This window comes from Pollutibacter soli, from assembly GCA_029269725.1.
GTDB classification, from domain to species: Bacteria; Bacteroidota; Bacteroidia; order Chitinophagales; family Chitinophagaceae; genus Pollutibacter; species Pollutibacter soli.
The window spans coordinates 153,685-175,009 of sequence record JARJHS010000003.1 but is presented as its reverse complement, the minus strand read 5'-3'; the positions used below and the strand labels follow the sequence as shown (position 1 = coordinate 175,009).

At 40.7% G+C, this 21,325-nt stretch carries 18 protein-coding genes and 1 pseudogene; 18 read left to right on the top strand and 1 reads right to left on the bottom strand.

Going from position 1 to position 21,325, the window contains the following annotated elements; translation table 11 throughout:
- The 3 genes from P2W82_RS09150 to P2W82_RS09140 form a co-directional block, all read left to right on the top strand.
- Nucleotides 1-492 (top strand): hypothetical protein (locus P2W82_RS09150; protein ID WP_336515571.1); only part of this gene is annotated, 492 nt, incomplete at its 5' end.
- A 12-nt stretch (nt 493-504) separates the two neighbouring features.
- Entirely contained in the window at nt 505-2,049 is a 1,545-nt protein-coding gene (locus tag P2W82_RS09145) for a M61 family metallopeptidase (protein ID WP_336515570.1), read from the top strand.
- Nucleotides 2,050-2,110: 61 nt separating this feature from the next.
- Entirely contained in the window at nt 2,111-4,318 is a 2,208-nt protein-coding gene (locus P2W82_RS09140) for a bifunctional SulP family inorganic anion transporter/carbonic anhydrase (RefSeq protein ID WP_336515569.1), read from the top strand.
- Between the two features lie 408 nt (nt 4,319-4,726).
- On the opposite strand, the gene P2W82_RS09135 is transcribed toward P2W82_RS09140, so the two are convergent.
- Nucleotides 4,727-5,560, bottom strand: a complete 834-nt coding sequence (locus tag P2W82_RS09135; RefSeq protein WP_336515568.1) for a hypothetical protein — start codon at nt 5,558-5,560, stop codon at nt 4,727-4,729.
- Nucleotides 5,561-5,770: 210 nt separating this feature from the next.
- Here P2W82_RS09135 and map point away from each other — a divergent pair, with 210 nt between their 5' ends.
- From map to P2W82_RS09060, 15 genes and pseudogenes are all read left to right on the top strand, one after another.
- Complete coding sequence (map, locus tag P2W82_RS09130) at nt 5,771-6,529, top strand: type I methionyl aminopeptidase (protein ID WP_336515567.1); 759 nt, start codon at nt 5,771-5,773, stop codon at nt 6,527-6,529.
- 15 nt (nt 6,530-6,544) lie between these two features.
- Nucleotides 6,545-6,730 carry a hypothetical protein gene (locus P2W82_RS09125; protein WP_336515566.1) on the top strand — a complete coding sequence of 62 codons (186 nt, stop codon included), beginning with the start codon at nt 6,545-6,547 and terminating at the stop codon, nt 6,728-6,730.
- A gap of 183 nt (nt 6,731-6,913) precedes the next feature.
- The gene (locus P2W82_RS09120; RefSeq protein WP_336515565.1) at nt 6,914-7,486 is read left to right on the top strand and encodes a hypothetical protein; all 573 of its coding nucleotides are present in this window, start codon (nt 6,914-6,916) and stop codon (nt 7,484-7,486) included.
- 60 nt (nt 7,487-7,546) lie between these two features.
- Complete coding sequence (locus tag P2W82_RS09115; RefSeq protein WP_336515564.1) at nt 7,547-7,936, top strand: hypothetical protein; 390 nt, start codon at nt 7,547-7,549, stop codon at nt 7,934-7,936.
- A 503-nt stretch (nt 7,937-8,439) separates the two neighbouring features.
- Nucleotides 8,440-8,958 (top strand): DUF2975 domain-containing protein, encoded by a 519-nt coding sequence (locus P2W82_RS09110; RefSeq protein ID WP_336515563.1) that lies wholly within the window; start codon nt 8,440-8,442, stop codon nt 8,956-8,958.
- A 2-nt stretch (nt 8,959-8,960) separates the two neighbouring features.
- Complete coding sequence (locus tag P2W82_RS09105) at nt 8,961-9,164, top strand: helix-turn-helix domain-containing protein (RefSeq protein ID WP_336515562.1); 204 nt, start codon at nt 8,961-8,963, stop codon at nt 9,162-9,164.
- Between the two features lie 366 nt (nt 9,165-9,530).
- Nucleotides 9,531-10,394 carry an ABC transporter ATP-binding protein gene (locus P2W82_RS09100; RefSeq protein WP_336515561.1) on the top strand — a complete coding sequence of 288 codons (864 nt, stop codon included), beginning with the start codon at nt 9,531-9,533 and terminating at the stop codon, nt 10,392-10,394.
- A gap of 9 nt (nt 10,395-10,403) precedes the next feature.
- The gene (locus tag P2W82_RS09095; protein ID WP_336515560.1) at nt 10,404-13,922 is read left to right on the top strand and encodes a M1 family aminopeptidase; all 3,519 of its coding nucleotides are present in this window, start codon (nt 10,404-10,406) and stop codon (nt 13,920-13,922) included.
- 49 nt (nt 13,923-13,971) lie between these two features.
- On the top strand, nt 13,972-14,775 hold the full coding sequence (locus P2W82_RS09090; RefSeq protein ID WP_336515559.1) for a class I SAM-dependent methyltransferase: 804 nt from the start codon (nt 13,972-13,974) through the stop codon (nt 14,773-14,775).
- A 7-nt stretch (nt 14,776-14,782) separates the two neighbouring features.
- Nucleotides 14,783-15,301: a DinB family protein gene (locus tag P2W82_RS09085; RefSeq protein ID WP_336515558.1), complete on the top strand. Its 519-nt coding sequence runs from the start codon at nt 14,783-14,785 to the stop codon at nt 15,299-15,301.
- Nucleotides 15,302-15,407: 106 nt separating this feature from the next.
- Nucleotides 15,408-17,756 carry a DUF2339 domain-containing protein gene (locus P2W82_RS09080; RefSeq protein ID WP_336515557.1) on the top strand — a complete coding sequence of 783 codons (2,349 nt, stop codon included), beginning with the start codon at nt 15,408-15,410 and terminating at the stop codon, nt 17,754-17,756.
- A 123-nt stretch (nt 17,757-17,879) separates the two neighbouring features.
- Nucleotides 17,880-18,563 carry an NUDIX hydrolase gene (locus tag P2W82_RS09075; protein ID WP_336515556.1) on the top strand — a complete coding sequence of 228 codons (684 nt, stop codon included), beginning with the start codon at nt 17,880-17,882 and terminating at the stop codon, nt 18,561-18,563.
- A gap of 74 nt (nt 18,564-18,637) precedes the next feature.
- Complete coding sequence (prs, locus tag P2W82_RS09070; RefSeq protein WP_336515555.1) at nt 18,638-19,480, top strand: ribose-phosphate diphosphokinase; 843 nt, start codon at nt 18,638-18,640, stop codon at nt 19,478-19,480.
- Nucleotides 19,464-19,850 carry a hypothetical protein gene (locus P2W82_RS09065; RefSeq protein ID WP_336515554.1) on the top strand — a complete coding sequence of 129 codons (387 nt, stop codon included), beginning with the start codon at nt 19,464-19,466 and terminating at the stop codon, nt 19,848-19,850. Before prs ends, P2W82_RS09065 begins: the two co-directional genes overlap by 17 nt.
- 71 nt (nt 19,851-19,921) lie before the next feature.
- Nucleotides 19,922-21,307 (top strand): annotated as a pseudogene (locus P2W82_RS09060) (nicotinate phosphoribosyltransferase); the annotation flags it as partial.
- Between the last annotated feature and the right edge of the window lie 18 nt (nt 21,308-21,325).

Sequence of the window (21,325 nt, the reverse complement as noted above, 5' to 3'; positions counted from 1 at the left end):
ACATACCTTGTCATCATGAACTCAATCATCTCACGCACCGTTCTGCGCGCAGGGCTTGTCGCCGGCGTCCTGGATATTATTGCAGCCATTTTAATCAACGTCGTATTCAAAGGGCAAACAACAGTAACGAAACTTCTGCAATACATCGCCAGTGGTTTGATCGGAAAGACAGCCTTTGGGAATGGCTTCGCAACTGCAGCACTTGGATTGTTGCTCCATTTTGCTATCGCTTTTATATTTACAATCATTTTTGTACTGTTATACCCTCGGCTGAAAATTGCTCATACTCAACCCTTGCTGGCTGGCATCGTTTATGGAATACTGGTTTGGTTGGTAATGAACGCCATTGTTATCCCGATTGCATTTGCAAAAGATTTTAAATTTAATTTCCAGGCGCAATGGCTTGGCATAATCGTTATTATCGCTTGCGTGGGTATTCCTGTTGCGTTAATCACCCGCAAAATGCTGGGAAGCAGAAGAGTCGCAGTTTGATTATCTTGCGTAATGCAAAAAATTACGCTTTCACTGTTTCTCATTCTCTTTTCGGTTTATGTACTTCCTGCGCAAACTTCCGTAGGTTTTCACGCTCAAACCGATCTGCGAAAAACCGAACGCGATCGTTTGTTTGTGACAATGGAGGTGCCAAAACTGAATACATCAAAGACAGAATTCCATTTCCCGAAAATGGTACCTGGTATTTATGGCGAGTTGAATTTTGGAATGAACGTAGACAGTGTTTGGGGAATTTACTCAAAAAATAAAAGGCGCTTGCTGCCTAGAAAGGATACCAATTCCTGGCATATTCCAGATGCAAAGAAACTGGTTCGCGTTGAATATTTTGTGAATGATGATTTCGATGATCTGGCTTCCTACTCAGGAAGAATGTATAAATCCGCAAGGAGTATCTTCACTGCTGATACAGTTTTCGTAATTAATAATAATTCGGTGTTTGGATTTATACCGGGTTATGAAAAACGTCCATACGAAATAACATTCAAAAAACCTGCGCATCTTTCTGCATCTACAAGCCTCACAAATACAAATACTAACGACAGCATCAGCAGTTATTCCGCATCATCATATGCAAAGCTGGTTGACAACCCGATACTATTTGCAGATCCGGATACCAGCGTTATACAACTTGATGATGTTCGCGTAACCGTTGCCGTTTATTCCACTTCCGGAAAAAAAGTGGCTGGATCAATAGCAGAAAAAGTAGCGCCTTTGTTGAAACTGCAGAAACAGTATCTGGGAGGAAAATTGCCTGTGACAACTTATAATTTCCTGCTCTACCATTTTGCGGCAAGTCAGCCGCGTCCCACTTTTGGTGAAGGCCTCGAACATTCTGCTTCGACAGTTATCCTGCTGCATATGATGATGAACGAGGAAGAAATCAGCAGATCGGTATATGGTATCGCCAGTCATGAATTTCTGCATACCATTCTACCACTCGCATTGCATTCAGAAGAAATAGAAAATTACAATTTCAGCGGACCAGCCATGTCCAGGCATTTGTGGTTATACGAAGGAATGACGGAATATTTTACCATGCACATTCCCGTAAAAGGCGGAGCGATCAGCTATGAGGAATTTTATAAAACCATTGAAGGAAAAATTGCCGGTATGAAAGAGTTTGACTCGACTCTTTCGCTCACAAGTTTGAGTAAACTGGCGGTGCAGCGCCAGGATCAGTATATGAACGTGTATTTGCGCGGCGCATTGGTGTCGCTTTGCCTTGATATCCGGTTAAGGGAATTATCAGGAGGAAAACTCGGTGTGCAGGAACTGATAGCTCTTTTGCTGAAAGAATATGGCGTGAATAAGCCTTTCAAAGACGATGAATTGTTTGATAAAATTGTTGCTGTTAGTGGTCATCCGGAGATTAGAGAATTTATAATGAAGTATATCGAAGGGGGTTTTCAACCCCCGCTTTATGAAAATCTTATTAAAACAGGATTAAAATTAGGGCCGGATGGCAAAATCAGTTCAGATCCAAATGCTTCAGCATCACAGCGTTTGCTTCGAAGGCAATGGTTAGGAGGAAATTGAGTGTCGCAGATTCGTTATTTTCCCGCTCCGGCTGATCCGGACCATAAAAACGAATCTTTATATGAAGGCCTCTGAATTGAAGAATGATGTCCCTGCGAGTATTGTAGTTTTTTTAGTAGCCCTGCCACTTTGTTTAGGAGTTGCTCTTGCGTCGGGGGCTCCGCTTTTATCAGGAATTATTTCCGGAATCATCGGTGGAATTATTGTTGGTATACTCAGCCGATCCAACACGAGTGTGAGCGGGCCCGCTGCAGGTCTGGCAGCAGTCGTGTTTGCCGCTATCACAAGTCTTGGTGATTTTGAAATCTTTCTTACAGCTGTATTCATTGCTGGATGTATACAGTTGCTGATGGGCTTTCTTAAAGCCGGCATCATCGCTAATTATGTTCCTTCTAACGTGATTAAAGGTCTCCTTGCAGCGATCGGCATATTGCTCATTCTGAAACAAATCCCTCACGCCCTGGGATATGACCCCGATGCATTTGATGACCTGTCTTTTTTTCAACGCGATGGAGAAAATACATTTTCAGCTTTGTACCACATGCTGAATTTTATTCTTCCTGGCGCATTTATTATTTCGATGATCTCCATTCTGGTGATGATCTTCTGGGATAAAAGCCCTATGAAAAAGTTCAGATTTTTTCCCGCATCACTGTTTGTGGTGATTCTTGGTGTTGTACTGAACATCATCTTTAAAAAATATTTTCCTGGCATAGCGCTGGAATCTTCCCACCTGGTGAACATTCCCGTGATTGATACCAATAATCTTTCAGGATATCTGCATTTGCCGACGCTTGAATCTTTTTCCAATGTTAAAGTGTACACTGTTGCGTTTACTATTGCTATTGTTGCATCACTGGAAACATTGCTGAATATTGAGGCGGTCGATAAGCTTGATCCACATAAAAGAGAATCACCACCCAATCGTGAACTGATTGCGCAGGGTGTGGGAAATATTACTGCCGGATTGTTTGGCGGCATTCCCGTTACAAGCGTCATCGTTCGAAGCTCAGTGAACATCAACTCAGGTAATTCAACAAAATTATCAGCAATACTTCACGGAGTATTTATGCTGATCAGTGTTCTGGCACTGGGAAGCCTTTTGAATTTAATACCTCTTGCTTCACTCGCAGCGATCCTTTTGATTACCGGGTATAAACTCGCCAAGGTGGAGCTTTTCAAAAAGATGTACAGAAAAGGATGGCACCAGTTCATTCCTTTTGTTGCAACCATCCTTGCCATTGTATTTACTGATTTGCTGATTGGGGTATTGATCGGTCTTGCAATATCTGTGTTTTATTTGCTGAGGAGTAATTTCAGAAATCCATTTAAAATCGGGAAAGAAAAACTTGCGATTGGTGAAGTGGTCAAACTGGAATTGTCTGATGAAGTTTCATTTCTGAATAAAGCTTCAATAAAAGAGACACTCTGGAATATACCAGAAAAATCGAAAGTGATAATTGACGGAAGCCGTTCGGGTTTTATTGATGAAGATGTACTGGAAGTGCTGGAAGATTTCAAATCCACTGTGGCACCCGAGAAAAACATACAGTTGAATGTGATCGGTATTCGTGAGAAATATGAAATCCAGGACAACCTGCAATTTCTGAATGTACTCGACAGAAAAACACAACAGAAACTCACTCCTGACGCGATCATGAAGTTGCTCAAGGCCGGCAACGAACGATTTCTCAAGGGAGAATCCACGGACAAATATTTTCAATCGCAGGTCTCCGCAACTGCTGATGTACAGCATCCGATGGCTGTAATTGTTTGTTGTATAGATTCAGGAACATCTCCGGAGATCGTTTTTGATTCCGGTATCGGTGATTTGCTGATCGTGCGTATCGCCGGTAATATTGCAAGCCCTGCAATCATTGGAAGTATTGAACTGTCAGTAAAAAAGATTGGCGCAAAGCTGGTGGTTGTAATGGGACATTCGAACTGTGGTGCTATCAATGCAGCATTGCAGAATACGACTGACGATCACATCTATCTGGTTACAGAAAAAATTCAATCGGGCATCAGTTTGCATAATATCGATCCGGAAAAAGTGGATCTGAAAGATGTTTCACAGATGAATAAGATCACCTGGATGAATGCAGAAAGTTCTATCAGTGAAATTTTGTCCGAAAGCAGTTACCTGAATGAAATGGTCGGAAGTGGCGATATTGGAGTTGTTGCTGCTTTTTATGATACTGCTTCGGGGAAAGTGAGCTTCGGTGAGCTCAAAAAAGCGAAGTCAATAAAAGCGGATCACTTCAGTTAGTTATGGGCAGTGGGCAGAAGGCAGTGGGCAGAAGAAAAACGGAACTGAAAACGGAAAACTGCTAACGTGTAATTCAATGAAGAACGACGAAATAAGTAGCCAGTAGGTCAAACTTCGAATGATGACATCAACCTGTCTCCCGAAGATGTTCGCAGATCAGATACACGCTGTTCCGCGGAAGAATATCTCCGATCATCCGCGTCTAGTAATTAAACGCTGATCAGCTGGAAAAATAGACCGAAAACAAAAAAGGCAATAGAAAGGATGCAATAGGGATTAGGAGACAGCCAGCCTATGAGGTGTTAGTGAGTTTCGGAAAGCCGCATTAGTTCGAGCGGAGTAGGTCCGATAATGAAAAACATCCACACCGCGAAGTTTCTTTCTCCTTACATGAACTATGAACTGTATTCAATAATAAGAATATTGCGTCAGACTCTCTGTCGTCGTTCCCGCCTGGCTTCCCTTTGTCTGTGTGATCTTTGTTCTCTTCGTACGGGGGTTATCATTGTTGTATTGATAGGTGTACTCTACCTGGTATTCATTCACCCCCGTTTTTAAAAACTGTTTTCGGGGATTATTCAATTGTAGTCGCACATTCGGCAGATAAAGAAAATCTTCGAAAAATTGTTTGTAGATCACAAATCCATCAACATTGTTTCCGGCGTCGTAGTTGGTGTACGATGCTGTAGCCACTAATACAAAGCTTCCGTTATCCTGTCTGCCGAACTGTTCATAACCGGAAAGATTAAAGTCTTTAGTATAATTAAATTTCGTTTCACGGAATTTAACGCTGTCGGTTCCGTTTGAAGCATATTGATACCAGGTGATTTTTATCAGCCTGTTGAAATTGTCGTACTGGAAATGATTTGCCCATTCGGTTTTTCCGCTCAGTACGTTGTCTGTTCTGATGCGGGTTACATTAGATCCTGAGTAGAAGTAAAACAATTTTGAAGGCTGTTTTAGATTCGTCAACGATTTTATTTTCTTGTTATCATATTCAACTGACCATGTTGAAAGGCCGGATGCAAAAGATATTTCTTTTGCTGAACTGTCGCTGTTGTAATCAAACCTGAAATAGGGTGATGGTAAATTCTGGATGATAATTTCTTTGAGTAAAGGTTGACCAACCTTTGGTGGCGGCGGAGCCTGGCCCTGATCATCGTCTTTGCGGCAGGAGCCCGTCATCAGAATAAAGCCTATCAGTACAGCCGGAGCCAGGCTCAAAGTCAACGTGTTTTTCATCTATCCTTTCATTTTTTGAAAAATAAAAATAAAGTTCACAGGCGTACAGGAACAGGTAATAATGTACGGAATGACAATCGGAGGTGATGAATCGTTGCTTTGGAGGTAGGGTATGAACTGAGACGTGAAAAGGCATGCCTGGTCCACCTGTTTTTAAAATCCAACGCCTCTAATCATCACTATTGTTTAAATTTGAAACAAATCAGGAACATGTCGATTACGTCAGATTTGGAATTGACAGGTATGCAGAAGGTCAGCGATGCTGTTGCAGAAACGTTGCGACAAATGCGCGAGTATGCGCAGCCTGGAATGAACACCGCGGAACTGGATGCATTTGGCGGGAAACTGTTAACTGCATTCGGTGCGAAATCAGCTCCAAGAGAAACCTACGGTTTCCCTGGCTGGACTTGCATCAGCCTTAACCATGAAATTGCCCATGGCATCCCTTCTTCCAATAAAATTATGCAGGAAGGCGACCTGGTTAATATCGATGTATCTGCTGAGTTAAATGGTTTCTGGTCAGACAATGGAGGTTCATTTGTATTGGGCAAAGATGTGAAAGGCCACCTGGCGCTCGTGGAGGCGTCAAAAAAAATCCTCAACCTTGCAATCAGTCAGATCAAAGGCGGAGTGAAGATTGCAGAAATCGGAAAGCTGATTGAAAAAGAAGCCGCTAAAAAAGGGTATCGTGTGATCAGAAATCTTGTTGGACATGGTGTTGGTCGCAGCCTGCATGAAGAACCGACAGAAATTCCAAACTACTACGATCGTACATTGAAAACACGTTTCCGGAAAAATACTACCGTCGCCATCGAAACTTTTATTTCTACCGGTGCCGGTTACGCGAAAGATGCAGGTGATGGCTGGACCTTTATCACCGGTGATAGCAGTTACGTCGCTCAACATGAGCACACGATCCTGGTCACAGAACAGGAAGCACTGATATTAACTGCTGCGAACGGAATCTAGCGATTCTATCGCTTTTTGAATAGCAGCTATTTCCTGCGAAAGAATCGTCAGACCTATATTGGTGGATCTGGTGGTGTATACCCATATATTTATTTTGATCCTGCAAAGTCTGCGCTTGCAACTGCCTTTTGTAATTTACCGGTTGATCACTTCGGAAAGCTGCGTGATATGGTACACAAATCTCTTGAGAAAATCAAGTAAATCCTGGTTCCCGGATAACTTTTTTTAACCGTGACATTGTTTGGAGATATATTATTGATTTACATTTCAATATTCAGTATTACTTGAAAACAGACACATTTTTTCCTGAAATCGAAAGCAACATCTTTCGGGTAATATGTATATCACAACAGCTCTGCAGTAGCTTTGTAGTAAAATTCGTACATGATACTCCAACATAAAAAACTGGTGGACCTTCTTCAAAAAGCTTATTCTGCTGAGAAGGCTGCAGCGTTTGCATACCAGGGTCATGCTGGTTCTCTTAAGAATTCCGAAGAAGTTAAGAACATCAGGCAGATTGAAATTGACGAGTGGAATCACCGACGTGAAGTTTTGGAACTGATGAATCATTATGGGGTTTCAGTTTCAAAGTATTATGAGTTCAGGTTTCATGTCATTGGAAAAATCATTTCGGCCTCCTGTTACGTCATTGGGTGGTTTATGCCATTCTATTTTGCCGGACGACTTGAAAGCGGAAATGTCTGCGAATATTTCAGGATGATGCATTATTTCCATGACCTGGGAATCAAAGATCATGATCAGGTTTTATATGAAATGGGAATGAAAGAAAAAGAACATGAGATTTATTTTCTGCGAAAAATCAGAGACAGCAGGTACCTGCCTTTTTTTGAAAAGATTTTTGCCTGGGGTGGAATGAAGAGCTATAACGATGTCGACATTGAGAAGAAGTATACCCTCGAAAATTCTGATGCTTATTGCAGGAAAGAAGCTGTGTAATTTAAAATTTAGTTTCTATTTTGTTCCCGGATTGGTTTGTAGATTCCCGACCCCTAAGTCATGAAATTATTCAGTCTTTTTCGTCCGTTAAAGAAGATACCGCCGTTTCTATACCTTCAGCAATATTCAGCACGCGATTTTTATTTCAGAAGGATTGCAGTATGGGATATTGCCACTGACAATGAAGTTGTTGTGATTGACCCCAAACAACCTCGCCTGCTTACACTCGATCCATGGCCTGAAATGATTTTTTTATCTGCAGATGGCCAGAAAACAGTAGCCGAATATATTCATTATGCAGCAGAGAAATATGAGGGCACCGTTCCTGACCTACTGGATAAGACCATTATCAATGAAATTGAAAGTCTGTTGCACTATGGCATTCTTGAATTGACGCCGATCAGATCACGTCCGGATATTGCGAATGATAAACCCGGCGGCGCCATTTAATCTGGGCCTGCTGTTTGTTGTGCAAATCCAGGTGTGTATTGAATTACAAAAGAATTTTGATGGCAGCGTCTGCATGGATGTAAAAGTCAAAGTGTGAACCCCTTTGCAACTGGTTGCCCCCCACATCAGATTTATACTTCGAATTTTTTTATTCTGCATTTCTACCACTCTCACCTCTTAACAAACAACGATGAACGAAAAACCTGCCCTTGCCGCCTGCCTGTCCGGTAGGCAGGGCAGGCAGGCGAAAAACGCCGCCTGCCCTCACTTAATCAGCAAGTCGTAATTATTTTCATCTGAGTTTCCATACAACATTTCCCGGCACGGAGTTGTACTGGCTGCTGTTTCAATAAATTCAAACAACCGAATACCTGCATGTTATCCCTTTCAACATCAAAAACCTCGTATACCAGTCGCTACCCAAATTTTACCAATTACAACAAAAAGGAAATTAATTATTGTAAAACGATAATTAATTATATGTTTGCAGAAATAATCGAACAATGCGAAATGTCCGTTTGCTGGCAAGTTTTCTGTTTTATCTGTCCAGGATCCTGGCCATACCCTACCTGGCAACCGCTCTCTACTGTATCATCAGTTTCATGTTCCGGCACTCAATGGTTCATCCATTTGATGAGGGAAAACGATTCGTTATCAATTACCCATTCACGAACAGCCGGTTTCTGATAGGTGATGATTATAGTTTTGGGTATGTATTTGAAATGATCGCTTTTATCGGTCTTTACGGAGTGTTTTTATGGTTGCTCAGCAATGTGTTCAACATTTTCAGGGAGAAAAAACTATTTACCGAAAAAGGAGTCCGCAGACTGAAATGGTTTTACATGACTAACCTGCTGGTACCACTTCCATTCCTTATAGGACATATAGTACTTTCATATGAAGTTGGACTACTGATCATATTAACGGCACTGCATGCTGTGCTCGGAGTGTTTGCTTATTTTATGGCGGTTATTTTTAGTCGTGGTCTTCAGTTACAAAACGAACAGGATCTAATTTTTTAAATATGCCAATTGTAGTAAATCTTGATGTGATGCTTGCGAAGCGCAAGATGCAGTCGAAAGAATTGGCAGAAATACTGGATGTAACACCTGCCAATTTATCTATTCTTAAGACAGGAAAAGCAAAAGGTATCCGCTTCGATTCTCTGGAAGCGATATGCAAGGCGTTGAAATGTCAACCCGGTGACATTTTGGAATATGTAGAGTAATCAGAATAAGATATCGGTTATAGTTAAACGTGGTGAAAGGCCGTGAGGGAAGGGGATTTTTTTGAAGTGAGATTTAGGTTGAACGTTATAAGTGTTAAGTTATAAGTTAACTTCTGCGGGTGCCAATTCATTTGTGATTGCGACCAGATGCAATGTTCATGCTCCCTTAGGAGCATCCTGTATATAGCCGCCCGAAGGCCGGGGAAGAGTTGAGTTGAAGGTTAAAGGAGTTAAAGTATAGATTAACCTCCGCAGGTGTCAATGCCTCTTTGATTGTGACAAAATCCAAAACTCATTGCTATGTCAGATACGGCCGTTTGTAATAGAGACTGTAAACATTTTATAAATGAAGAAACTGGTGAAAATATGAATACGTTAAGAATTGAAAGACTTACCAAAACATACTCCAATGGAGTTGTTGCGATGAATAATATTACGCTGGAATTAAAGAATGGAATTTTTGGATTGTTGGGACCAAACGGCGCGGGTAAATCTTCGCTGATGCGAACGATAGCGGGATTGCAGGCGCCGGATTCGGGCGATTTGATTTTTAATGGCACCAATGTGATTGCAGATCCTTTTGTTATAAAAAAACAACTGGGGTATCTGCCCCAGGACTTCGGCGTATATCCGAAAATTTCTGCTTTTCATTTACTCAACCATCTCGCGGTCCTGAAAGGAATTGCATCAAAAGCAGAAAGAAAAAAGCAGATCGATGCATTACTGCATAAAACAAATCTGTATCAGCATCGGAACAAATCAGTAAGTACTTTTTCCGGCGGTATGAGACAACGATTCGGGATTGCGCAAGCCTTGCTGGGAAATCCACAAATCATTATAGTAGACGAACCCACTGCCGGTCTTGATCCCGAGGAAAGAAATCGTTTCAACAATTTGCTCAGCGAGATAGGAGAAGAGGTTATCATCATTCTTTCAACACACCTTGTAGAAGATGTGAGAAATCTTTGTACATATATGGCCATCATGAACAATGGTCAGTTGGTATCTGTTGGCCAGCCTGATGTTTTTGTAAAGAGTATCGATGGCAGAATCTGGACAAAAGCCATCAGCAAATCTGAATTGGGGAAATATAGATCAGCCTATCGCGTGATTTCATCCCATTTCGTTTCCGGAAAATTGCACATCAATGTTTATGCAGATGGAATACCAGGTGATGGTTTTCAGATAAAACAGGCTGACCTGGAGGATGTTTATTTTTCACAATTTTAATTGCTGCCCATGTACGCAAACCTGCTGAGTTTTGAATGGCAATTCATCAACAGAAACAGATCATTCTATGCAATCCTGGTATTTTATATTTCGCTGGGCATACTGATGGGCCTTGCTGCTAATTTCCCTTTCCCGAATACTTTTTACAATGGAAGTTTTGTACTCAATTATATTATAGGAATTACATCGTTAGTTTGCATCTTCTCGACAACATTACTTGCAGCTCAAACGCTCTTCAGGGAGAAGGATTCCCGATTTGATAGTATTCTCTTTGCTGCTCCGGTACTGAAATTGCCCTATGTCGCCAGTCGGTTCACTATCATATTTTTTATCAATGCAGCTGCTTATTTTCTGTTCATCGTGGGCTTGTACATGGGTCAATTGGTGAGATCTTCAGGTAACGCATATTTCGGGCCTTTTCATCTCAGCAATTATTTTCAACCGTATGTTGTATTTCTACTTCCCAATATTCTTTTTTGTACAGCCGTGGCATGTTGTTTTGGTTTGCTTACGAAAAATAAAATGCTGGTCTATGTTTCCGGTGTGTTTATTTATTTTATCTACTGGGGCGTTTCATTTTATACTAACTCACCATTGATTGCCAACAGTACGCCCGTCAGTGCAGAGTCGATGCAGCTTGCTGCAATTCTGGATCCCTTTGGTGTTGCGTCATTTCTTGAACAGTCTTATTACTGGTCCGCTTCACAAAGAAATGGTCAATTGCTTGAGTTGAAAGGAAATTTTCTGATCAATCGCCTGCTTTATTTATTTGTTTCAATTCTGCTGCTTACAATCGCCTACTTCAGGTTCGATTTTGTATTAAAAAAGGAGAATACAAAAAAGCGAAAAGCAGATTTTTTGACGGTTGCAAATGATCAGTATTACAAAGTCGCTGACACAATTACTACAGGATTGAAGTATAATGCGAAGTCGCTTGTAAGTTTTGTTAGAATTGAGTTGAAGAATGTTCTCAGCTCTATTCCGATCTGGATACTTTTAGCAGGGTGGGTAGGATTTTTCATGATGGAAGCTTTCAGTGATATCGAAGGAAATGCACGTATGCCTGAGAAGTTTGCAACATCAGGAATTATCGTGGAAAATATTTTTTCAGGATTACCATTGATTTCCGTGATGATTCTTTTGTTCTTTGCGAATGAAATTCACTGGCGCAGCAGTAGTACCCGGTTTAATCAGCTGGAAAATGCTACTCCTGTGAAAAGTACAGTTGTATTGCTTTCTCAATGGCTATCAGTGGCAGTGATAGGCTGGCTTTTGATATTGGCAAGCATCCTTTCCGGACTTACTATTCAGCTTATCAAAAACACAGCATCTGTAGAGTGGCCATTGTATGCAGAGTTGTTTTATTTGCTTGGATTTCCTCTTTTTTTAAATGCAGGTCTTATCATCTGTATTCAATCCCTGTTTAAAAACAGGTGGACAGGAATGATAGTGTCCGGAACAATCATGCTCACGATGCATACCTCTGCTGGAAAAATTATTCACTTGAATCATCCGCTGTTGAAATTTGCAAATGCATATTCAGGTGATTATAGCTCGATGAATGGATTCGGAAATGAACTTTCAGCATTTGGATTTTATATGCTATTCTGGTCGGCAATTACAATTGTTCTTTTTCTTCTTGCATCGGGCTTGAAAGAGCGTGTACATACCCGGCGTGTTTCTTTTTCAAGAACTGGTCTTGCTTTTGGGGGTGTTGCAGTAATTATTTCTTTGATTTCAGGAGCGTATATTTTTCGTGAAACAAAAATAGATTCACGAAGTGGAATAAATAGCCGGATGGAAACTTATGAAAGGCGATATCATTTTCTGAAATCAAAACCCCGGTTGACCATAACTGCAGTAACCGCCGAAATCGATCTCTTCCCTGGTGAAAACAAATACAGTGTGAGGGGATTTTACAGGATGGTAAATAATTCATCAACTAGTATCGATAGCGTATATATAAATGGGCACAGGTCGATGCAATGGAAGAACCTGCTGCTTAAAGGTGGAAAAAGAATCATTACTGACGAAAAAAATGGCGTGTATATTTTCAGGATGAATAAGTCGCTTATTCCCGGAGATTCTGCCCATTTGGACTTTGAATTCGAATACAATGGATCAACATTTAACAAAGCTGCAGGTTTTAATACGATTGTCGATAACGGATCTTTTATCAGGATCAGCAGATTTTTTCCTTCGCCTGGATTTAATTATGAAGAAGTGATAGAGGATGCCGATGAAAGAAAAAAGAGAGCATTGCCACCTGTCACTTTAAGAACACTGGAGGATTCTGTAAGAACAGAAAAGGAGTTCATTCAACTGGATATGACGATTTCAACAAACGTTGATCAGCTGGCTGTCGGAGTTGGAGAATTACATAACCGCTGGCAGAAAGATGGACGCAGCTTTTCCAGGTTTGTAACCCATACATCTGTTCCTTTCAGGTTTGCTGTAAGCTCTGGAAAATATTCCGTGTTGACTGAAAGAATTGGCGGAACAGCTGTAGAAGTGTACTATGCTTCATCACACGGAAAAAATATTAAGCACTTACTGAATGTTGCGAAAGAAAGTCTGAATTATTTTGAAACAAGTTTCGGGCCTTATCCCTTTTCTCAACTAAGAATGGTGGAAATCTCGTCCATTACAAAAGGGTTTGCGGGAACTGCTTATCCTGCCTCTTTGTTTATCAGTGAAGATGTTGGATATCAGCATCTGCTGGAAGTCAATCCTGCAAAAGATATCCTGAATGAAATGGTGAGTCATGAAATTTCGCATGCCTGGTGGGGGAGTACCGGTATTGCTCCTGATGAACGAGAGGGTAGCAGCATGTTAACGGAAACACTGGCGATGTATTCGGAACTGATGATTTATAAAAAAATCTATGGGGAAGATGTGCTCGTGGAAAGGGTCAACGTGCATAAGAATATTTATCTCAGCAGCAGGGCATCTTCGAATGAAGAACCATTGTATCGCCTGGATCCTGCAAAATCACACCTGAGTTACGATAAGGGAATGGTTATTATGTATCAGCTGTATAAACTTCTGGGAGAAGAAAAAGTAAATCTCGCACTTCGTCAATTTTACAGAAAGTTTTCGTATCCAAACAAGCCTCCCATTTCTACAGATGTGGTGGAAGAGTTATACGCAGTTTCATCACCTGAACAAAAGATTAAAATCGATGAATGGTTTAAAAGCATCGTTACTTACGATATACAATTAGAGAAAGCTGTAGTAAGTAAAACTGATGGTAAAAATTTCAGTCTATCGCTGTCTGGTAGGGTAGTTCGGTACGATGAAGATGGAAAAGGGGAGTGTCAGCTGACTCTATTTAACGATTCTCTTTCTGTGGATCTTTTTTATAAATCCGGTAAGAAGAAGAGATTTAGAATTCCAGTAACTGACGGAAGATTTTCATTGGTTGCCGAAACTGCAGACGTACCTGAACACGTGATTGCTGATCCCGATTTATTATTGCTTACGCGCGATGATGAATCTAAAGTATGGCAGATAAAGAGCGACAAATGAGTTTTTATTATCTTCAAAGTTGTTTGTTTAATTATTTAATCTGACAGTAATGGAAAATTCTGTATTGCTGAGTGAATCAGAAGCCGGGGAATATTGGAATAGAAATGCAAATGTCTGGACGAAGCTTGCACGGGAAGGATACGATGTATATCGCGATCATGTCAATACACCTGGATTTTTTCGGTTTCTTCCTGATGTATCCGGGAAGACAGGATTGGACATCGGTTGTGGTGAGGGGTACAATACACGGATACTTGCATCTAAGGCGAAAGCTGTTGACGCCATTGATATCTCTCCCATGTTTATCGGGTTCGCCAAAGAGCAGGAACTTGCCGAACCATTGGGAATCCGTTATGCTGTCGCCAGTGCAACTCAACTGCCATTTCCTGATCAGCATTTTGATTTTATAGTTTCGCAGATGTGTATGATGGATTTGCCTGAACCTGATAAAGCGCTGGCCGAAGCATTTCGTGTGCTTAAGCCAGGAGGATTTTTTCAGTTTTCAATTACACATCCTTGTTTTAATACTCCACATCGACGAAATCTCAGAAATGAGCGAGGAATAACCTATGCAATTGAAGTAGGCAATTATTTTCAGAAGCAAAATGGTAAAATAGAGGAATGGATTTTCCGGAGAGCGGAAAATGAAAATCTGCCGCTTAGAAAATTCCAGGTGCCGGTATTTAACCGGACGTTGAGTGAATGGGTCGAAATAATAACTTCAGCAGATTTTATTCTTGAGGCTCTTCATGAGCCTGGTATTGATGACGAAACGTTAGAGAAATATCCAGCTTTGCAGGACTCGCAGATCGTTGCCTACTTTCTTCATTTTCGTTGCAGAAGACCAGCTTAAATCTTGAATGAAGATGATTATTGATGAAGTCAATAGGAGTGTGGATTTCTGGATCAATGCACTGAATAATTACAGTTTTGAAATGCTGTTTCTCAAGCCTTCCCCTGATTCCTGGTCGATCGGACAAATGTATCAGCACCTGTTGAACGATACTTTATTTTACCTTGACCAGGCTGAGCTGGCACTGGCGGATAAATATAACCAAACGAAAGACACAACGGTTGATGGTAGAAAGATGCTCGATGAAAATGCGTTCCCAGATATAAGATTGGAAGGGCACCCGTCAAATGCATCAATTCCCCAACCAGTATCGAAACAGTATATATTTGATTCGATGATCGAATTGAAAGGAAGATTAAATGAGATGGCTGTGAAGATCGAAGCGTCTGCAGTACAGGGAAAATCACAACATCCCGGGCTTGGTTACTTTACCGCAAAAGAATGGCTGCAGTTTGCCGGTATGCATTTACGGCATCATATGAAGCAGAAAGAAAGGATTGATGAGTTCATCTCACAACAAACCTGATGTTCATTTTTTTGACGAAAGTCAAAAGCGAAGTCAACCCTGCATTTTACTTTAGAGCTGAAACAGTAGTATGTTCTGCTGGATTTTTCAACCCTAACTCTCCGATATGACTGAACATCAGAATTATGTGAATGATCTCACATCCAGGCTGACTTCAATAACAGATCACCAAAGAAAAATTGCGAAAGAAATTCTCCTTGTGAAGATTGATCTTGAAAATCTCAAACAAAAAACAGCAAATGCAGAAAAAGCGAACGAGGCGTATGATCATGAAGAAAAAGTTGTTTCTGAACAACCGGTTACTTTGCCTGTCGTAACCAATGTTGTTAATTTCAAAGAGATCAAAGAGGGAGCATCCGTCCTGTCAGAAGTATTTGAAGAAGTGAAAGTCTCTCCCGGACTGGAAAAATTTATTGGTGAAAACCTTGCAGGAAAAATCGGGATACTCATTACAATTATTGGCGTAGGAATCGGAACAAAATATTCCATAGATCATAACCTGGTCAGTCCTTTAGTCCGGATTATTTTCGGATATCTGCTGGGTGCAGGCATGTTGATTACCGGTTTTCGGTTAAGGGAAAGGTATGAAAATTACAGTGCATTGCTTGTGAGCGGGTCCATGGCTACAATGTATCTCGTAACATATGCAGCGTATAATATGTTTGATCTTCTGCCACGACCGGCTGCATTTTTATTGATGGTGTTATTTACAGTGTTTACTGTAATCGCAGCTTTAAGATATAACAGACAAATCATAGCACATATAGGGATGGTCTGCGCGTATGCGATACCCTTTTTATTAAGTGATGGGTCAGGCAAAGTTGAAATATTATTTACCTATACAGCAATAATCAATCTGGGGATACTTGTGGTAGCGTTCCACAAGTCCTGGAAAGGTTTATACCTGCTGGCCTGCTGTGTTACATGGTTGATTTTTTCCGCATGGTTCACTACCAGATATGAACAGAATATTGATTTTGGTTTGGCGTTGATTTTTCTTTCAATAAATTTTCTTACTTTTTATATCACATTGTTAGCTTATGCATTGAAACAGAAGGAACCAACGAATGCATTGGACATTCTTCTGTTGTTCATGAATTCATTTATATTATTCGGCATCGGCTTTGAAATAGTAAACGGATATGCATCAACAAACCATTTGAAGGGTCTGTTTGCAGTTGCGAATGCTCTTATTCATCTCATTGCTGCTCATTTTACTTTTCATCACAAGAAGTCAGATAATCTATATTATCTCTTCGCCGGGTTGGGTATCGGCTTCTTGATTCTTGCAGTGCCCGTTCAGTTAGATGGATTTTGGGTGACTATATTGTGGTCGGCACAGGCGGCAATTATGTTCTTTTTAGCAAAGAAAAAACATTCAACCTTCTATGAATATATATCCTGTTTTCTGCTCGGGCTTGGATTTTTAAGCCTGGTGCAGGATTGGCAACAGATTTATAATTTTTTAGGCGTGGGGCAGGTGGATCAGACTATGAAAATATTTCTGAATCAGGGATTTTTGACTTCCGTGTTTTATACAATTACATGTTTATGGACAATCAAAGCTTCCCGAAAATCAGATGCTTCGGCTGAAAAATTAAATGCTTCATTCCTGCCGGTTGTCAGGTCGGTCTTGCCGGTAATGGTTGTACTTGTATGTTACATTTCGGTTCTCCTGGAGATCTCTGCCTTTTGGCAACGCCTGTACAGCGGATCTGCAATCACAATTGCGAATGGAGAATTAAAGGATATATTTTATAATAAGAATATTCCGGATTTTAAAGTATTGACAGAGATCATCTACACTCTTGTGTTTTTAACGGCTTTGAGTTTTCTCAACAACTATCGATGGAAGAGTAAGAATGTCGCATGGTTTAATATTTTTTCGATACTTACTGCGGTGTTTGTATTTCTTGTGACGGGACTGTATTTGCTTGGCGATTTGCGGGACCGTTACATTCATCCGGATCTCAATCGATATTTCTCCAATACCTTGTTGAATTTCTGGGTGAGGTACCTGACTTATCCATTCGTTGCATTGGCGTTGTATTCAATCTACCAGATAAGAAGTAAAGTGCTGACTCAGGTGGAAAGCAAGGCGGCGGGCGACATCCTTTTTCATTTGACATTTCTTTGGATCATCAGCAGTGAATTGATAAGCATGCTCGATCTTTTACATTCTGATCAGACATACAAATTAGGCTTGAGCATTCTCTGGGGAGCATATGCAGTGATGCTGGTGGTCCTTGGAATAAAGCGAAGCAAGGTGTATCTCAGGATAAGTGCATTCTTTTTATTCGGGTTTACATTGTGCAAACTTTTCTTTTATGATCTTGCCCAGATGGGCAGTATTTCAAAAACGATATTGTTCATAAGCCTGGGAGTTCTTTTGCTATTAATCTCATATCTGTATAACAGATTTAGGTCGAAGATTGGAGATGAGGTCGTGGTTTAAAGTGATTTCCCGCCTTCGAATAAGCGTGATTCTTGAATTATGCTACCTGGCTTGTTTTTGTACGTTTTGCAAATGATTCATTGTCTAGTTTTACATTTAACGTAAAAATTACACTATTACCCGATGAATGTGGAGCAAAATATAAAGGTTGCTGTCGATGCAATTGTTTTCGGATATACAGAAGGCAAACTTCATGTGCTCCTGATTAAGCAAAAATATGGTCCTATGCGAGGGCGTTGGGCCCTGGTGGGTGGATTTGTAAAAACCAGTGAATCTTTGATTGACGCCATCCACCGCGAGTTAAAAGAAGAGGCAGGAATAGTGGTAAACTTCCTCGAGCAGCTTTACACATTTGGTGATGATATCAAACGCGATCCGCGTATGCGTGTGATCTCAGTGGCATACTTCGCTTTGATTAAAAATGAATCTGTTGATCTGAAAGCAGATACCGATGCAGAGGATGCTCGATGGTTTAATATAGATGAACTACCGCAACTGGCGTATGATCATCAGAAAATATATGAAGTTGCAATGAACAGATTGCGCGCAAAACTGACCTATCAGCCCATCGGATTCGACCTTTTGCCCAAAGAGTTTTTATTCTCGGATCTGGAAAATCTATATAGTACTATCCTGGACAGAGAGATTGATCGCAGGAATTTCAGGAAAAAGATTCTCGGCTTTGAAATGATAGAAGAGACAGACAAATTTGCTGAGGGAAAACCCGGCCGTCCGGCAAAGCTTTTTCGCTTCAACAGGCAGAAATACAATCGATTGGTTAGAGACGGTTTTCACTTCGAAATTTAATTTGCGTAAAATGGACGCAAAAATTTGGAATTATTGCCGACTTGAGTGATATTTGCGTAATAAATACGCAAAATATGTACGCACTTAATCTGGATCGGAATTTCAAATTCAGATCCGATGAGCAAATCAGTTATGAAAGTTTTACTTTTTCAGGCGGAGAACCGCACGTAAAAATAAATGCCGGCATCGATACAAACCAGCCGATAGCATTGACGCAAAGGATTAATTCTTTCAATGAACTTGGAATGCTTTGTATGGCTGTCGATGCTCTCAAAAGGATGGGAGCGACAATCGAAGAGTTGTACATACCCTGTTTTCCCGGAGCCCGCCAGGATAGAGTAATGGTCACAGGCGAACCCCTTTCTGTAAAAGTTTATGCTGATATTATCAACTGTTTCAAAGCAGCAAAAGTTTTTGTTTTTGACCCCCATTCAGAAGTAACATCTGCAGTTTTGAACAATTCAGTTTCTATACCTAATCACAAGTTTATTAAAAAGATGATAGAGTTGCTGAATGTTCAACCCTTATTGATATCTCCCGACGGCGGCGCGTTAAAGAAAATTTATAAGTTATCCGAATTCCTGGGAGGAGCCGAGGTCGTCGAATGCAGTAAGAGCAGGGATATCAAAACCGGTTCACTTACCGGATTTAAAGTGTATAGCAATGATCTGAAAGGTGCTGATTGTTTGATTGTAGATGATATCTGTGATGGAGGTGCAACTTTCACCGGACTGGCAGCGGAGTTGAAGAATAAAAATGCTGGACGCTTATTTCTGGCAGTAAGTCATGGTATTTTCAGTCGTGGATTTGACGGGTTGTTAAATCATTTTGACATCATTTTTACCACAGATTCCATTAGAGAAATTATTCACCCTCGTGTTCAACAATTAAAACTTTCAGATGGACTATTTTCTTGAACCGGAAAACAGTTATCAAAGACTGCTGAACGAATATAGAAAATACGGATCACTTGTTATAGCTTTTGATTTTGATGACACCGTATTCGATTTTCATAAGCAGGGGAGAAAATATGAAGTGGTTATCGGGCTATTGCGTAATCTTAAGAAAGCAAAATGCTACCTCATTTGCTGGACAGGTCAGGAAAATGTTGACTTCGTCAGGGGTTATCTTCTTGAAAACAAAATTCCATTTGATAGTATCAATGAGAATCCACCTTTTTACAAATCCGAAAACCGTAAGGTGTATGCGAATGCATATCTGGATGACAGGGCCGGTCTTTCACAGGTGTATCGGGATCTTATAAAACTTCTTAACACAATTAATTAAAATATATGAATCCACTTCTTTTAACCGATGGATATAAAGTTGATCATCGCCGACAGTAACCTGATGGAACGACCCTGGTTTATTCAAACTGGACGCCACGCCGAAGCAGAATAGATGGCGTGGATGAAGTCGTTTTTTTTGGTTTGCAGTATTTTTTGAAGAAGTATGTAATGCATGATTTTCACAAATATTTCTTTGACAGACCCCAAAAAGACGTGGTGAAGGCTTACAAAAGAAGGATCGATAATTACCTTGGACCTAATAACGTTGGAACTGATCACATCTCGGCGTTGCATGATCTTGGCTATGTACCCATGGTTTTCAAAGCCATACCTGAAGGTGATTCCGTTCCTGTTCGCGTGCCTATGTTTACAATGTTCAACACGTTGCCGGAGTTTTTCTGGTTGACTAATTATTTTGAGACATTGCTGTCTGCCGTGATCTGGATGCCATGCACATCTGCAACAATTGCAAAACAATACCGGAAGCTGCTGGACAAATATGCTGCAGAAACTTCAACCCTTCCTGAGTTTGTGAACTGGCAGGGTCATGATTTTTCGATGCGGGGGATGGGAGGTATAGAAGCTGCTGTGACATCGGGGATGGGACACCTGTTGAGTTTTACAGGAACAGATTCTATACCTGCTATTGATTTCCTTGAGCAATATTACAATGCGGATTCTGACAAGGAACTGATCGGTGGTTCTGTTGCGGCAACAGAACACTCCGTAATGTGTATGGGTACGACCGAAGGCGAGCAGAAAACATTTGAGCGATTAATTACAAAAGTCTATCCGAGGGGAATCGTGTCTGTGGTTTCAGATACATGGGACCTATGGCAAGTGCTCAATAGGTACTTGCCCGCACTGAAAGATAAAATCCTTACACGCGAAGGCAAGCTTGTAGTCAGACCTGACAGTGGCGACCCTGTTGATATTATTTGTGGTAACGAAAACGGAAGAACAATATCAGAAAAGAAAGGTGTTGTGGAACTATTGTGGGACTGCTTTGGAGGCAAGGTTAATTCAAAAGGATTTAAAGAACTTGATCCACATATTGGTGCGATATATGGTGACAGTATCACAACAACGAGGGCAGAACAAATATGTGAACGTCTGAAACAAAAAGGATTTGCTTCAACAAACATTGTACTGGGGATAGGATCGTATACATATCAATACAATACGAGGGATACTTTCGGGTTTGCAATGAAAGCAACATATGGCGAAGTAGATGGTGAGGGGCGTGAAATTTTTAAGGACCCTGTGACGGACGACGGCACAAAAAAGTCTGCAAAAGGTTTAATGAAAGTTGAAAAAGTAAATGGAATATATTCATTAACCGACCAGGTGAGCTGGGCTGAAGAGGCAGGTGGAAATTTGAAAGAAGTTTTCCGTGACGGTAAGCTTTTAATTGATCAATCTCTTTCTGAAATAAGAAAAAGAATTTTGATTTGAGAATCTTTTGTTTTTATG

What these genes read in the sequence shown, in the direction of transcription:
- prs (WP_336515555.1), top strand. Translation starts at nt 18,638, where the DNA reads ATGTACGCACTTAATCTGGATCGGAATTTCAAATTCAGATCCGATGAG.
- map (WP_336515567.1), top strand. Translation starts at nt 5,771, where the DNA reads ATGTCGATTACGTCAGATTTGGAATTGACAGGTATGCAGAAGGTCAGC.
- P2W82_RS09090 (WP_336515559.1), top strand. Translation starts at nt 13,972, where the DNA reads ATGGAAAATTCTGTATTGCTGAGTGAATCAGAAGCCGGGGAATATTGG.
- P2W82_RS09110 (WP_336515563.1), top strand. Translation starts at nt 8,440, where the DNA reads ATGCGAAATGTCCGTTTGCTGGCAAGTTTTCTGTTTTATCTGTCCAGG.
- P2W82_RS09105 (WP_336515562.1), top strand. Translation starts at nt 8,961, where the DNA reads ATGCCAATTGTAGTAAATCTTGATGTGATGCTTGCGAAGCGCAAGATG.
- P2W82_RS09075 (WP_336515556.1), top strand. Translation starts at nt 17,880, where the DNA reads ATGAATGTGGAGCAAAATATAAAGGTTGCTGTCGATGCAATTGTTTTC.
- P2W82_RS09080 (WP_336515557.1), top strand. Translation starts at nt 15,408, where the DNA reads ATGACTGAACATCAGAATTATGTGAATGATCTCACATCCAGGCTGACT.
- P2W82_RS09120 (WP_336515565.1), top strand. Translation starts at nt 6,914, where the DNA reads ATGATACTCCAACATAAAAAACTGGTGGACCTTCTTCAAAAAGCTTAT.
- P2W82_RS09065 (WP_336515554.1), top strand. Translation starts at nt 19,464, where the DNA reads ATGGACTATTTTCTTGAACCGGAAAACAGTTATCAAAGACTGCTGAAC.
- P2W82_RS09095 (WP_336515560.1), top strand. Translation starts at nt 10,404, where the DNA reads ATGTACGCAAACCTGCTGAGTTTTGAATGGCAATTCATCAACAGAAAC.
- P2W82_RS09145 (WP_336515570.1), top strand. Translation starts at nt 505, where the DNA reads ATGCAAAAAATTACGCTTTCACTGTTTCTCATTCTCTTTTCGGTTTAT.
- P2W82_RS09135 (WP_336515568.1), bottom strand. Translation starts at nt 5,560, where the DNA reads ATGAAAAACACGTTGACTTTGAGCCTGGCTCCGGCTGTACTGATAGGC.
- P2W82_RS09140 (WP_336515569.1), top strand. Translation starts at nt 2,111, where the DNA reads ATGAAGGCCTCTGAATTGAAGAATGATGTCCCTGCGAGTATTGTAGTT.
- P2W82_RS09115 (WP_336515564.1), top strand. Translation starts at nt 7,547, where the DNA reads ATGAAATTATTCAGTCTTTTTCGTCCGTTAAAGAAGATACCGCCGTTT.
- P2W82_RS09085 (WP_336515558.1), top strand. Translation starts at nt 14,783, where the DNA reads ATGAAGATGATTATTGATGAAGTCAATAGGAGTGTGGATTTCTGGATC.
- P2W82_RS09100 (WP_336515561.1), top strand. Translation starts at nt 9,531, where the DNA reads ATGAATACGTTAAGAATTGAAAGACTTACCAAAACATACTCCAATGGA.